The sequence below is a fragment of the Streptomyces sp. NPDC007856 genome (assembly GCF_042868225.1).
GTDB lineage: Bacteria > Actinomycetota > Actinomycetes > Streptomycetales > Streptomycetaceae > Streptomyces.
Map to the genome: position 1 here is coordinate 261,577 of NZ_JBIAEC010000008.1, position 12,965 is coordinate 274,541.

General features: G+C 70.9%; 13 protein-coding genes. 7 read left to right on the forward strand and 6 right to left on the reverse strand.

Annotated features, from left to right (window positions below):
- Positions 1 to 59 precede the first annotated feature (59 nt).
- Together ACFYOH_RS21190 and ACFYOH_RS21195 are read right to left on the reverse strand one after the other, a co-directional pair.
- Positions 60 to 881: a siderophore-interacting protein gene (locus ACFYOH_RS21190; protein ID WP_388627591.1), complete on the reverse strand. Its 822-nt coding sequence runs from the start codon at positions 879 to 881 to the stop codon at positions 60 to 62.
- A 28-nt stretch (positions 882 to 909) separates the two neighbouring features.
- Positions 910 to 1,956 carry an ABC transporter substrate-binding protein gene (locus ACFYOH_RS21195; protein WP_388627740.1) on the reverse strand — a complete coding sequence of 349 codons (1,047 nt, stop codon included), beginning with the start codon at positions 1,954 to 1,956 and terminating at the stop codon, positions 910 to 912.
- Between the two features lie 117 nt (positions 1,957 to 2,073).
- Here ACFYOH_RS21195 and ACFYOH_RS21200 point away from each other — a divergent pair, with 117 nt between their 5' ends.
- A complete protein-coding gene (locus tag ACFYOH_RS21200) occupies positions 2,074 to 2,805 on the forward strand; it encodes a hypothetical protein (protein ID WP_388627593.1) in 732 nt (243 codons plus the stop codon).
- A complete protein-coding gene (locus ACFYOH_RS21205; RefSeq protein ID WP_388627595.1) occupies positions 2,720 to 3,112 on the forward strand; it encodes a DUF2867 domain-containing protein in 393 nt (130 codons plus the stop codon). Before ACFYOH_RS21200 ends, ACFYOH_RS21205 begins: the two co-directional genes overlap by 86 nt.
- Positions 3,113 to 3,133: 21 nt before the next feature.
- Here the strand turns inward: ACFYOH_RS21205 and ACFYOH_RS21210 are convergent, their stop codons facing one another.
- Genes ACFYOH_RS21210 through ACFYOH_RS21225 form a run of 4 tightly spaced genes read right to left on the reverse strand, consistent with a single transcriptional unit; the run spans position 3,134 to position 8,786 of the window.
- Positions 3,134 to 4,294, reverse strand: coding sequence for an acyl-CoA dehydrogenase family protein (locus ACFYOH_RS21210; RefSeq protein WP_388627596.1), 1,161 nt, complete (start codon positions 4,292 to 4,294; stop codon positions 3,134 to 3,136).
- A gap of 5 nt (positions 4,295 to 4,299) precedes the next feature.
- Complete coding sequence (locus tag ACFYOH_RS21215) at positions 4,300 to 5,223, reverse strand: hydroxymethylglutaryl-CoA lyase (RefSeq protein WP_388627742.1); 924 nt, start codon at positions 5,221 to 5,223, stop codon at positions 4,300 to 4,302.
- Between the two features lie 21 nt (positions 5,224 to 5,244).
- Positions 5,245 to 7,158 carry a biotin carboxylase N-terminal domain-containing protein gene (locus ACFYOH_RS21220; RefSeq protein WP_388627597.1) on the reverse strand — a complete coding sequence of 638 codons (1,914 nt, stop codon included), beginning with the start codon at positions 7,156 to 7,158 and terminating at the stop codon, positions 5,245 to 5,247.
- Positions 7,159 to 7,169: 11 nt separating this feature from the next.
- Entirely contained in the window at positions 7,170 to 8,786 is a 1,617-nt protein-coding gene (locus ACFYOH_RS21225; protein WP_388627599.1) for a carboxyl transferase domain-containing protein, read from the reverse strand.
- Between the two features lie 107 nt (positions 8,787 to 8,893).
- On the opposite strand from ACFYOH_RS21225, the gene ACFYOH_RS21230 reads away from it, so the two are divergent.
- From ACFYOH_RS21230 to ACFYOH_RS21250, 5 genes are all read left to right on the forward strand, one after another.
- A complete protein-coding gene (locus ACFYOH_RS21230; protein ID WP_388627601.1) occupies positions 8,894 to 9,493 on the forward strand; it encodes a TetR/AcrR family transcriptional regulator in 600 nt (199 codons plus the stop codon).
- A 35-nt stretch (positions 9,494 to 9,528) separates the two neighbouring features.
- Positions 9,529 to 10,098 carry a Uma2 family endonuclease gene (locus tag ACFYOH_RS21235; protein ID WP_388627602.1) on the forward strand — a complete coding sequence of 190 codons (570 nt, stop codon included), beginning with the start codon at positions 9,529 to 9,531 and terminating at the stop codon, positions 10,096 to 10,098.
- 98 nt (positions 10,099 to 10,196) lie between these two features.
- Positions 10,197 to 11,354, forward strand: coding sequence for an acyl-CoA dehydrogenase family protein (locus tag ACFYOH_RS21240; protein WP_388627604.1), 1,158 nt, complete (start codon positions 10,197 to 10,199; stop codon positions 11,352 to 11,354).
- 47 nt (positions 11,355 to 11,401) lie between these two features.
- Positions 11,402 to 12,280 (forward strand): acyl-CoA thioesterase, encoded by an 879-nt coding sequence (locus ACFYOH_RS21245; RefSeq protein ID WP_388627606.1) that lies wholly within the window; start codon positions 11,402 to 11,404, stop codon positions 12,278 to 12,280.
- Between the two features lie 260 nt (positions 12,281 to 12,540).
- A complete protein-coding gene (locus tag ACFYOH_RS21250) occupies positions 12,541 to 12,885 on the forward strand; it encodes a hypothetical protein (RefSeq protein ID WP_388627608.1) in 345 nt (114 codons plus the stop codon).
- Positions 12,886 to 12,965: the final 80 nt, after the last annotated feature.

Below are 12,965 nucleotides of genomic sequence, written 5' to 3' on the forward strand. Positions count from 1 at the left end.
GGACCCGCCTTGACTTAGGTTAGCCTAACCTAAGTTTTCTGGATCAAGGCACGCTGGAGCTACTCCGCGGCCCGCAGTTCTTCCTCGGTCATCCCCTGCCGCCAGTACCCGACGAAGGTCACCCGCCGCCGATCGACCCCGCGCTCGCCGACGAAGTGCCGCCGCAGCGCCTTGACCCGCCCCGACTCACCGGCGATCCACACGTACGGCCGCTCGGCGGCGGGCAGTTGAGCGGTTCGTGCGGCGTCGACGGCCATGGGGAAGACGTCATGCCGTACGAGCCACGTGATCTCCGCGTCCGCCTCCGTGCGCACGTCCTGGATGTCACCGGCCTGCGGCACCTCCAGCCAGGCCCGGACGCGGGTGCCGGCCGGAAGGGCTTCGAGGATGGCGGTCGCGGCCGGTACGGCGGTCTCGTCGCCCCACAGGACGACCAGGTCGGTGTCCTCGGGCGGGCGGAAGCGGATGGCGCGGTTGTCGGCGATCGCCGGGCCGAGCAGCAGCACCCGGTCGCCGGGAGTGGCCCGGGAGGCCCAGCGGGAGGCGGGGCCCGCGGGGGTGTGCAGGGCGAAGTCGATGTCGATCTCGTCGGGGTCGCGGCGCAGGCACCGGAGCGTGTACGAACGCAGCACGGCCCGTACGTCGTCGGGCAGTTCCCGCCAGGCCTGCCGCCAGCCGTCCCCCAGATCCAGGGGTACGACGGGCTTCGGCTGACCCGGGTGCGGGAGGAACAGCGAGAGGGACTGGTCGCGCCCGTCGGAGTGGAACGCGTGCAGATCGGTCCCGCCGAAGGTGACGCGAACGAGAGACGGCCCCAGCCGCCTCGTCCGTACGACCTGCAGGGAGAAGAATCGGAACGGGGCGGCTACGGCCGTCGTCATAAGGGCTCCTGAAATAGCGTCAGGTCGGTCAGCTGACCTTCTTGGCCTTCTCCAAGGCCTCCGCCAGACTCGTCAGCAGCGGCACGCACTTGTCGTACGACAGGATCGGCTCGGGCGACCGGGCGATGACCTGCCCGGCCTTCACCGCGGGCAGCTGCTTCCATGTCGGCTTGGTGATGTCGGACGGCTGGAGCGCCGACGAGCGGTCGTCCATCATGATGATGTCGGCCTTGTACTTGTCGACGTTCTCCCAGCTCAGCGACTCGTACCAGCCGCCGCCCTGCTTCTTGGCGCTCTCCGGCGGCTCGACGAAGTTCACGCCGAGGGCCTTGAAGTACTCCAGGTCGATGGAGAGGCTGGTGCCGGAGACGTAGAACAGCTGGTCGCTCGCGCTGCCGGCCATCACCTTGATGCCGGGTTTGGCCTTGGCCGCGGCGCGCAGCCGGGCGGCCGCCGCCTCGAACCGCTTCTTCGCGTCGGTCACCTTCGCGGCCGTCATGTCCGCGCCCAGCGACTCGGCCAGGTCCCACATGCGCTGCAACGGCCGGGTGAGCCGGCGGTCGTAGACGGAGATGCCGATGCTGGGGGCCAGTCGGTCGATCTTCTTCTTCGACTCCTCGGGGACGTACCAGAGGGTGCCCGCGTCGTCGAACATCGTCGTGATCAGCACGTCCGGCGCGAGCGAGGCGTACTTCTCGATGTTGAACTGGCCCCAGGTGTTGCCGAGGACCGTCACCTTGCTGACGTCCATGTCGCCGGCCTGGACATCGGCCTTGCCGTCCTTGGTCGTCGTGGGACCGAAGACGCCCTTGACCTGGATGCCGTAGTCGTGGAGCGCGGCGCCGACGCCGGTGAAGGCGACGATGTCCGCGGGGACCTTGTCGAGCTTCACGGTCGTACCGCGGTCGTCCTCGAAGCTCCAGGGGCCGGACTTGCCGGACTGTGCCCCTGTGCCGGAGCCACCGTCTTTCCCCTTCTCGTCCCCGCAGGCAGCGAGCACGGCGCCGAGTCCGAGGGCGCCGCCCGCGGCGAGCAGGCCGCGGCGAGTGAGGTGGGAGGCACGGGCATGGGGCATGGGCATGACTGCTTTCGAACAGGGCGGAACGCCCGCCGGACAAGTTCGAAGATAGGTTAGCCTAACCTTGCTTGATGCCGAGAGGGTGTCGGCCTGGCCGGGCTGGCGGGCCTGGCGGTGACGCCGGCGGGCTTCGCCGTCGCCGGACCGGCGTTCGCCGAGATGCGCCAAGGCGAGTTCAGGGCCCACGAGATGGAGGACTCCTATGCCCCCGACACCGCCCCGCCGGGGCACGTCCTTCTCGGTGGGCTGCCGCTTCTCCTCCTCCTGCTGTGCCTCGGCTGCGCGGCGCTGCAGATCGTCCACTCCCGTGCCGTGGAGTCCCGGGCGCGCCAACGGATGTTCATCGAGCGGGAGTTGAGCACTGCCTGCCGCTCCCGGCTGCCCCGTGTCCTCGCGGTGTACGTGCTGCGGGGCCTGTCCGTGTGGACGGTGCTGGTGGGCGGCTTCCTGGTGTCGGAGGCCCTCACCGCCACCGCGTTCGGCGCCCCGGCACCGCTGCGTCCGGACGGCGGCCCCTGGACCTTCGTCCGCTACGGCGCGCCGGGTTCGGCGGTGCTGACGGCCCTCGTCCTCCGCCCAGGCTGGACCCTGGCCCCGGCGGCCGCCGCGGCGGACGGACTCGCCCCGCTCGCCGCGCTGCGCCGCTCCTGGGCGCTGGTGTGGAGCCGGGCCGGATGGCTGCGGACCGGGGCCGAAGCGCTGCTGCGGGGTCTGTTCACCGTCGGGCGCCGACTCGGCCCTCGCCGCGCAACTGCCGCGTGTGGACTACCAGGACGCCTTTGCCGTCCGCCTCCCACCGGGCAGCAGCACCAATCCGGAGGAGTGGGCTCGGCGGCTCTTCAGTGACCTGCCCCCATGGGCCCGGCGGCTGATGAGGCTGCGCGACGGGCTCGTCCGCCCGTTCGGTCTGCGCCGCGGCGACCACCGCGCATCGATGCCATTCCCGTGTCTGCTGGCGACCGAGCGCGAGGTGATCACCGGTGTGGACGACCGCCACCTCGACTTCCGCGGTTCGGTCCACACCGATGGCGCCACTCTCACCCTGGCCACCGTGGTCCACTTTCACAACGCCTTGGGCCGGCTCTACTTTCGGCCGGTGCGCCCGTTCCACCGCCGCATCGTCCGCGCCGCACTGCGCCGCGCCCTCGTCTGATGCGGCGAGAGCGGAGCCATCTCAGCTCGACAGCCCCAACTCCCTTGCGATCAGCATCCGCTGGACCTCACTGGTGCCCTCGCCGATCTCCAGGATCTTGGAGTCGCGCCACATGCGGGCCACCGGGTACTCGTTCATGAAGCCGTAGCCGCCGTGGATCTGGGTGGCGTCCCGGGCGTTGTCGACGGCGACCGTGGAGGAGTACAGCTTGGCCAGGGCCGCCTCCTTCTTGAAGGGCTCGCCCGCGACCAGCCGGGAGGCCGCGTCCCGCCAGGCCAGACGTGCCGTGTGGGCCTTCATCTCCATGTCGGCGATCTTGAACTGGATGGCCTGGTTGGCGCCGATCGGCCGGCCGAAGGCCTGGCGCTCCCTGGCGTACTTCACCGACTCGTCCACACAGCCCTGGGCCAGGCCGGTCGCGAGCGCGGCGATGGCGATCCGGCCCTCGTCCAGGATGCGCAGGAACTGGGCGTAGCCGCGGCCCTCCTCGCCGAGCAGGTTGGCGGCGGGGACCCGGACATCGGCGAACGACAGCTCGCGGGTGTCGGAGGCGTTCCAGCCGACCTTCGAGTAGGGCGCCGCCACCGTGAAGCCCGGGGTGCCGGACGGGACGATGATCGCCGAGATCTGCGGCTTGCCGTCCGGCTTGCGGCCGGTCACGGCGGTCACCGTCACCAGGCCCGTGATGTCCGTGCCCGAGTTGGTGATGAAGCACTTGGTGCCGTTGATCACCCATTCGTTCGTGTCCGGGTCCAGGCGGGCCGTGGTGCGGGTCGCCCCCGCGTCGCTGCCGCCGTCCGGCTCGGTCAGGCCGAAGGCGCCCAGGATCTCGCCCGAGCACAGGCGGGGCAGCCACTCGCGCTTCTGCTCCTCCGTGCCGAACAGGTGGAGGGGCATGGCGCCGAGCGAGACCCCGGCCTCCAGGGTGATCGCCACGGACGAGTCGACACGGGCCAGTTCCTCCAGGGCGATGCCGAGCGCCAGATAGTCGCCGCCCATGCCGCCGTACTCCTCCGGGAACGGCAGCCCGAACAGGCCCATGCGGGCCATCTCGCGGACGATCTCGTACGGGAACTCGTGCCGCTCGTAGAAGTCGCCGATCTTCGGCGCCACGACGTCGTGCGCGAACTCCTCCACCGTACGGCGGAGTTCCTCCAGCTCGGGGCTGAGACGGTGGTCCATGCTGATCACTGGTCCTTGTGGGAGAGAGCGCGGACGGTACGGGACGGGCTGGGCCGGTCCAGATGGGCGGCCATCCACACGCTCGTGGCGGTCAGACGGCCGAGGTCGACCCCGGTCTCGATGCCGAGTCCGTGCAGCATCCAGACGAGGTCCTCGGTGGCCAGGTTGCCGGTGGCGGACTTCGCGTACGGGCAGCCGCCGAGCCCGCCGGCCGAGGCGTCCACGGTGGTGACGCCGTGCTGGAGGGCCGCCAGGGTGTTGGCGAGCGCCTGGCCGTAGGTGTCGTGGAAGTGCACGCCGATCATGTTCGTCGGCACGCCCTTCTCGTTGAGCAGGGAGAGCAGTTCGAGCACATGGCCGGGGGTGGCGACGCCGATCGTGTCGCCCAGGCTCAGCTCGTCGCAGCCCATGTCCCGCAGGGCCGTGCAGACGCGGGCCACCTGGTGCAGCGGGACGGCGCCCTCCCACGGGTCGCCGAAGCACATGGACACATAGCCGCGCACATGCACGCCCCGGTCCTTGGCCTGCCGCACCACCGGCTCGAACACGGCCAGCGACTCGTCCAGCGTGCGGTTGAGGTTGGCCTTCGCGAAGGACTCGGTGGCGCTGGCGAACACGGCGATCCGGTCGGCGCCGAGCGCCAGCGCCCGGTCCAGGCCGCGCTGGTTGGGCACCAGCACCGGCAGCTCGACCCCTTCGAGCCCGCCGAGCAGCGGGAACAGCTGCTCGGCGTCGGCCAGTTGGGGCACCCACTTGGGGTGCACGAAGCTCGTCGCCTCGATCGTCGTCAGGCCCGCGTCGGCGAGCCGGCGGATGAATTCCGCCTTGATCTCGGTCGGCACGGTCCGCTTCTCGTTCTGCAGCCCGTCACGCGCGCCGACTTCGTGGATCCGCACCCGCGCGGGCAGGTCCGAGGCCGGTACGACCATGGGCAGTTGCTCGGCCGTCAATCAAGCCACCTCCTCGTGCGGTGCGATCACAGCCAGCACCTGGTCCATCGCGACCGTCGTGCCCGGGGTCACGTCCAGCTCGGCGACCGTGCCGGCGTGCGGGGCGGAGATGACGTGCTCCATCTTCATCGCCTCCACCACCAGCAGGCTCTGCCCGGCGGCCACCTCGTCACCGACGGCCACCTTGACCACGGTCACTGTGCCCGGCATGGGCGCGGTGAGGGAGTCGGCACCCGCGTGCGCCGACCGGCTGAGGGACGCGGCCACCGGGTCGTGGTCCCGCACCTGCCAGGCGTCGCCGTCGCGGCCGACCCACTCACCGGCCCGGTGGAAGGTGTGCCGGACGCCGTCGAGGGTGACGGAGACCGTGGCGTCGGCGACGGCCGAGGTGCCGCGCGGGGTGTACGTCACCGGGTCGTGCACCCGGAGGTGGAAGGCGGGCGGTTTCGGGGTGCCGCCGAGCCGCCAGCCGCTCGGCACCGAGAAGGGGTCGACCCAGCCGTCCGTGCGGGGCTCCAGCGCCTTCGCGCGTACGGCCGCGGCCGCCTCGTACACCTCCTCCGGCACGTTCGTGGTGACCAGCTCGTCCACCACGCGCTCCACCAGCCCGGTGTCCAGGTCCCCCGTCACGACCGCCGGATGGGCCAGCAGCCGCCGCAGGAAGCCCGCGTTGGTCTGCACGCCCAGCGTGACCGTCTCCGCCAGGGCCGCCCGCAGCTTCCGCAGCGCGGTCTCCCGGTCGGGGCCGTGGGCGATCACCTTGGACAGCATCGGGTCGTACAGGCTGCCCACCTCGGTGCCCTCGCTGAGCCCGGAGTCGGTGCGGACGCCGTCGCCCTGCGGCTCGTTCAGCAGCAGGACGGTGCCGCCGGAGGGCAGGAAGCCGCGCGCGGGGTCTTCCGCGCAGATCCGGGCCTCGACCGCGTGCCCGGTCAGCGTCACCTCGTCCTGTGTGAAGCCCAGCTTCTCCCCGGCCGCGACCCGCAGCTGCCACTCCACCAGGTCCAGGCCGGTGATCAGCTCGGTGACCGGGTGCTCCACCTGGAGGCGGGTGTTCATCTCCATGAAGTAGTACGAGGACGGGTCCCCGCCCGGCACGATGAACTCCACCGTGCCCGCGCCCCGGTACCCGCAGCTGCGGGCCGCCTGTACGGCCGCCTCGCCCATCGACGCACGCGTCCGCTCGTCCAGCAGGACCGAGGGCGCCTCCTCGATGATCTTCTGGTGGCGCCGTTGCAGCGAGCACTCGCGCTCGCCGAGGTGGACGACGTTCCCGTGCCCGTCGGCCAGCACCTGGATCTCGATGTGCCGGGGCCGGTCGACCCACCGCTCCACCAGCAGGGTGTCGTCGCCGAAGGAGGCGCGGGCCTCGCGGCGGGCAGCGGCGATCTCCTCTTCCAGCACGGTCATGTCCCGCACCAGCCGCATGCCCTTGCCGCCACCGCCGGCGGAGGGCTTGAGCAGCACGGGCGCGCCCAGCGCCCGGGCCGCCTCGGCCAGTTCGGGGTCACGGCCACCCGGCACCACCGGCACCCCGGCCGCCTGCACCGTCTCCTTGGCGCGGATCTTGTCGCCCATGAGCGCGATCGCGTCCGCCGGCGGACCGATGAAGACCAGCCCCGCCTCCTCGCAGGCACGCGCGAAGCCCGCGTTCTCGGCGAGGAAGCCGTACCCGGGGTGGACGGCCTGCGCGCCGGTGCGGGCGGCGGCGTCCAGCAGGCGGTCGACGGACAGATAACTCTCCGCCGCCGGCGCGGGCCCGATCCGTACCGCCGTGTCCGCCTCCCGGACATGCCGCGCGTCGGCGTCGGCGTCGGAGAAGACCGCCACCGAGCGCACGCCCAGCGAGCGGAGCGTACGGATGACGCGTACGGCGATCTCGCCCCGGTTGGCGACCAGCACTGTGTCGAACACGGTTCCCCTCCTCACATCCGGAAGACGCCGAACTGGGGTTCTCCCAGAGGCGCGTTGGCGCAGGCCGTCAGGGCGAGTCCCAGCACCTGACGGGTCTCCAGCGGGTCGATCACGCCGTCGTCCCAGAGGCGGGCGGTGGCGTAGTAGGCGTTGCCCTGGCGCTCGTACTGCGCGCGGATCGGCGCCTTGAAGGCCTCCTCGTCCTCGGCGGCCCAGGCCTCTCCCCGGGCCTCCAGCTGGTCGCGCTTGACCGTGGCGAGGACGCTGGCGGCCTGCTCGCCGCCCATCACGGAGATCTTGGCGTTGGGCCACATCCACAGGAAGCGGGGGGAGTAGGCCCGGCCGCACATCGAGTAGTTGCCCGCGCCGTACGACCCGCCGACCACCACCGTCAGCTTCGGCACGCGCGTGCACGCCACCGCCGTCACCATCTTGGCGCCGTGCTTGGCGATGCCGCCCGCCTCGTAGTCCCTGCCGACCATGAACCCGGAGATGTTCTGCAGGAACACCAGCGGGATCCCGCGCTGGTCGCACAGCTCGATGAAGTGCGCGCCCTTCTGGGCGGACTCGGAGAAGAGGATGCCGTTGTTGGCGACGATCCCGACCGGGTGGCCGTGGATCCGCGCGAAACCGGTGACGAGGGTCTGCCCGAACTCGCTCTTGAACTCGGCGAAACGGGAGCCGTCGGTGATACGGGCGATGATCTCGCGTACGTCGTAGGGGGTACGGGAGTCGACCGGGACGGCGCCGTACAGCCCGTACGGGTCCACCTTGGGCTCTGCCGCCGGCCGGACCTCCCAGGGCAGGGTCTGCCGGGCCGGGAGCGTGGCGACGATGTTCCGCACGATCCTGAGGGCGTGCGCGTCGTCCTCGGCGAGGTGGTCGGTGACCCCGGAGATCCGGGAGTGCACCTCGCCGCCGCCCAGCTCCTCCGCCGTGACGACCTCGCCGGTGGCGGCCTTCACCAGGGGCGGGCCGCCGAGGAAGATCGTCCCCTGATTGCGGACGATCACGGCCTCGTCGCTCATGGCCGGGACGTAGGCGCCACCGGCCGTGCAGGAGCCGAGCACGGCCGCGATCTGCGGGATCCCGGCGCCGGACATCCGGGCCTGGTTGTAGAAGATCCGCCCGAAGTGGTCCCGGTCCGGGAACACCTCGTCCTGCATCGGCAGGAAGGCACCGCCCGAGTCCACGAGGTAGACGCAGGGCAGGCGGTTGTCGAGGGCGATCTCCTGGGCGCGCAGGTGCTTCTTCACGGTCATCGGGTAGTACGTCCCACCCTTCACCGTGGCGTCATTGGCGACGATCACACACTCGCGCCCGCTGACCCGCCCGATCCCGGCGATCACCCCGGCGGCCGGGGCCTGCCCGTCGTACATCCCGTCGGCCGCGAGGGGCGCCAGCTCCAGGAACGGCGACCCCGCATCGAGCAGCGTGTCCACCCTGTCCCTCGGCAGCAGCTTGCCCCGCGCGGTGTGCCGGGCGCGTGCCTTCTCGCCGCCGCCGAGGGCCGCCGCGGCCAGCTTGCCGCGCAGCTCCTCGACGAGTGCGAGATGAGCCTGTTCATTGGCCCGCCAGGCCTCCGACGCGGGATCTGCCGCGGTCGTCAGCTCCGGTGCCTCGTGCATCCTGCGGTCCCCTCACCCGGTGATCGAACCCGTGATCCGCTGTTAATGAGCGTTAACCATTTCCTTCAGGTTAACGACCGCTAACCTCGCTGTCTAGAATTGCCTGCATGGTCACCAGAACCGACGCCCCGACCCGCCGCCAGCAGATCCTCAAGGAGGCCGCCCGGCTCTTCGCCGAGCGCGGTTTCCACGGCGTCGGCGTCGACGAGATAGGCGCCGCGGTGGGCATCAGCGGCCCCGGCCTATACCGGCACTTCCCGGGCAAGGACGCGATGCTCGCCGAGCTGCTGGTCGGCATCAGCGGCCAGCTGCTGACGGGCGCCAAGCGCCGCCTGGCTGAGGCCGACGGGGACAGCCGGCCCACGGCGGTCCTGGACTCCCTCATCGAGGGCCACATCGACTTCGCCCTGGACGACCGTCCCCTCATCACCCTGCACGACCGCGAGCTGGACCGCCTCCGCGACAGCGACCGCAAGCTGGTGCGCCAGCTCCAGCGGCAGTACGTCGAGCTGTGGGTGGAGGTGGTCCGCGAGGTCTACCCGGGGCTGTCCGAGCCGTCGGCCCGCTCGGCCGTCCACTCGGTCTTCGGCCTGCTGAACTCCACCCCGCACCTGGGCCGCGCGGGCACGCTCCCTGGCCGGGGGGCCACGGCGGCCCTGCTGCACCGGATGGCGCGGGGGGCGTTCGCGGCGGCGGGGGAGGGGTGACGCGGCAGCCTGCGGCTGCTCACTACCCTCCGGGCGTGGAGTACGCGAAGATGCGCGCGATCGCCGAGGAGCTGGATGCCTGGTCCGAGCGACTCGAAGGATCCTGGAGTGTCGAGATCGGACCGTCCGGTCCGCTGCTGGCCATGAGATGGCCGTCGCTGCGCCGACACCGTCTGCTGCGCCGCGTTCGCGACCAGCTCGACCAGCAGGTCCGCGCCACTCATCCGGGCTGCGTCTGCGTGAACGGCCCTGAGATCGAGCATCCGGCGATGGGCCGTATGCGTCGGCCGGACGTCGTCGTGATCCCCGAGGCCCTCCTGGACGAGGAGGGGTTCGCCGTCGACGCGGCGCAGGTGCTCGCGGTGGTCGAGGTTCTCTCGCCGAACCCGCATCCCGGCTTCGGTGAGAAGCTCGATGACCACCCGGCCATGGGGATCGCCCACTACATGATCGTCGACCCGCGCACCGGCACCGGCGAGGTCCACTCCGACCCGGTCAAGGGCCGTTACGCCCACACGGAGCCGTACGTCTTCGGGGACTCGGTTGCGTCCGGCCCCTGGATGGTGAAGACCTCCGAGTTCCGCCGGTACGGGAAGGGCGACTGACCGGGGCCGTGGCCAAGGTCACCCTGGACGCGTCGTCGTACTCGCCGGTATCTTCGAGTCTGAGCAAGCGCTTAGACAGGTACCTGGAGGTGGGCGGCGTGCGCCGTACGGTGTTCAACGAGGATCACGAGGCGTTCCGGGAGACCCTGCGCGCCTTCATCGAGGCCGAGGTCGTGCCGGTCTACGACGAGTGGTTCGCCGCCGGCCAGGCGCCGCGGGACTTCTACTACAAGCTCGGTGAGCTGGGCATCTTCGGCATCAACGTGCCCGAGGAGTTCGGCGGCGCGGGTCTGGACAGCCACAAGTTCGAGGCCGTCCTGTACGAGGAGACCGCGCGCGCGGGCGTCCAGTTCGGCGGTTCCGGTGTGCACGTGCTGCTCGCCCTGCCGTACATCAAGATGCTCGCCACCGACGAGCAGAAGAAGCGCTACCTGCCGAAGTTCGTCACCGGCGAGGAGATGTGGGCCATCGCGATGACGGAGCCGGGCACCGGCTCCGACCTCGCGGGCATGAAGTCCACCGCCAAGCTCTCCGAGGACGGCACGCACTACATCCTCAATGGCGCGAAGACCTTCATCACCGGCGGCGTCCACGCAGACCGCGTGATCGTGTGCGCCCGCACCTCCGCGCCCACCGCCGAGGACCGCCGCCACGGCATCTCCCTGTTCGCCGTGGACACCAAGTCCGAGGGCTACTCCGTCGGCCGCAAGCTCGACAAGCTGGGCCTGAAGACCTCCGACACCGCCGAGTTGGCCTTCGTCGACGTCAAGGTGCCGGTCGAGGACCTCCTCGGCGAGGAGAACAAGGGCTTCTACTACCTCGGCCACAACCTCGCCTCCGAGCGCTGGGGCATCGCCTTCGGCGCCTACGCGCAGGCCAAGGCCGCCGTCCGGTTCGCCAAGCAGTACGTCCAGGAGCGCACCGTCTTCGGCAAGCCGGTCGCCCACTTCCAGAACACCAAGTTCGAGCTGGCCGCCTGCCAGGCCGAGGTCGACGCCGCCGAGGCCGTCGCCGACCGCGCGACGGAGGCCCTGGACGCCGGCGAGCTGACCCCCGCCGAGGCCGCCTCAGCCAAGCTCTTCTGCACCGAGGTCGCCCACCGCGTGATCGACCGCTGCCTCCAACTGCACGGCGGCTACGGCTACATGAACGAGTACCCGATCGCCCGCCTGTACGCGGACAACCGCGTCAACCGCATCTACGGCGGCACCAGCGAGATCATGAAGACGATCATCGCGAAGGACATGGGCCTGTAAGACGGACCTGTCGTCGCCGCAATCACTGGCCTGTACAACTAGATGCCATGAGCCAGGCACTCCAGGATCTCCTCGATCTGCTCGACCTTGAGCAGATCGAGGAGAACATATTCCGCGGCCAGTCCCGCTCCGCCGTCGTACCCCGCGTCTTCGGCGGGCAGGTCGCGGCGCAGGCGCTGGTCGCCGCGGGGCGTACGGTCCCCGCGGACCGCCCCGCCCACTCGCTCCACGCCTACTTCCTGCGCCCGGGCGACCCCGGCGCGCCGATCGTCTACACCGTGGACCGCATCCGCGACGGCCGGTCCTTCACCACCCGTCGCGTGGTCGCCGTCCAGCACGGGAAGCCGATCTTCCACCTGTCCGCGTCCTTCCAGGTACAGGAGGAGGGTCTGGAGCACCAGGCGCCCATGCCCGCCTCGCCGGACCCGGCGACCCTGCCCACCTCGCAGGAGCGGCTGCGCGGCTACGGCCACCTCGCCCCCGAGGTCGTCGAGAAGTTCATCGAGGCCCGCGAGGCGATCGACCTCAGGTACGTGGAGGAGCCGCCGTACGGGCAGTTCGGCGCGCCGCGCGAGCCCCATTCGCAGGTGTGGTTCCGCACCAACGGCAAGCTGGACTCTGCTTTTGACGAACCGTTGCTGCACGTCGTCCTCGCCACCTACGTCTCCGACATGACCCTCCTCGACTCCGTGCTGCTCGCGCACGGCAGGGGCGGCTGGGCGGTCGGGGACGTCGTGGGCGCCTCCCTGGACCATGCCATGTGGTTCCACCGCCCCTTCCGCGCCGACGACTGGCTGCTCTACGACCAGGAGTCGCCCTCCGCGCACGGCGGCCGCGGCCTCGGCCAGGCGCGTATCTACACACAGGACGGACAGCTCGCCATCACCGTCATACAGGAGGGTGTGGTCCGCGTCCCGCGTGACTGAAGTTGCCTCGAGGTGCCGAGTGACGGGTGCGGTACTAATCTCTATGAGTGACAGCCGCAGCACGTGGCGTAACCGGCCGACGGCTTCCGGATTCCCGGAAAGGCAGACGTCGGCGGCGACGGCCACACAGTGAATCCGCTGCGGTGACACCTGAAGAGCGCGCCGTGCCTTCACCGATCGGTGAGCACGGCGCCGGCCATCCACACCGCGTCTTCCCCACGGAGGCACGGGAGATGATGGAGACAGAAGGGTAACTTTCCATGCGAGCACAGCGCGTGAAGCGGTACGTCGTCATGTCCACGGCAGGCTTCCTGCTGGCGGGCGGAGCCGCGATCGGCACGGCGGGCACCGCCTCGGCGGCCCCCGCACAGCACAACCTCAATGTCCACAGCCGGGTCGTCGACTGCGGTTGCGGCGGTTGGCACCACCGCCACCACCGCCACCACGGCCGTGGCGGCTGGGGCGGCTGGGGCTGGGGCGGCGGCAACCGGGGTGGCTGGGGTTGGGGCGGCGGCAACTGGGGCTGGGGTAACTGGGGCGGCGGCAACTGGGGCGGCGGCAACTGGGGTGGGGGCGGCTGGGGTTGGGGCGGCGGCGGGCGGTAACTGACCCGCGGCGCCCATCGCGCCCACACTGTGCGGCTCCGCTCGCGGGGCCGCACAGTCCCGTGCCGGGAGCGCGGGCG

Bases quoted from the DNA above. Each gene is read 5' to 3' on its own strand.
- ACFYOH_RS21190 (WP_388627591.1), bottom strand. From the start codon at position 881: ATGACGACGGCCGTAGCCGCCCCGTTCCGATTCTTCTCCCTGCAGGTC.
- ACFYOH_RS21195 (WP_388627740.1), bottom strand. From the start codon at position 1,956: ATGCCCCATGCCCGTGCCTCCCACCTCACTCGCCGCGGCCTGCTCGCC.
- ACFYOH_RS21210 (WP_388627596.1), bottom strand. From the start codon at position 4,294: ATGGACCACCGTCTCAGCCCCGAGCTGGAGGAACTCCGCCGTACGGTG.
- ACFYOH_RS21215 (WP_388627742.1), bottom strand. From the start codon at position 5,223: ATGGTCGTACCGGCCTCGGACCTGCCCGCGCGGGTGCGGATCCACGAA.
- ACFYOH_RS21225 (WP_388627599.1), bottom strand. From the start codon at position 8,786: ATGCACGAGGCACCGGAGCTGACGACCGCGGCAGATCCCGCGTCGGAG.
- ACFYOH_RS21230 (WP_388627601.1), top strand. From the start codon at position 8,894: ATGGTCACCAGAACCGACGCCCCGACCCGCCGCCAGCAGATCCTCAAG.
- ACFYOH_RS21245 (WP_388627606.1), top strand. From the start codon at position 11,402: ATGAGCCAGGCACTCCAGGATCTCCTCGATCTGCTCGACCTTGAGCAG.
- ACFYOH_RS21250 (WP_388627608.1), top strand. From the start codon at position 12,541: ATGCGAGCACAGCGCGTGAAGCGGTACGTCGTCATGTCCACGGCAGGC.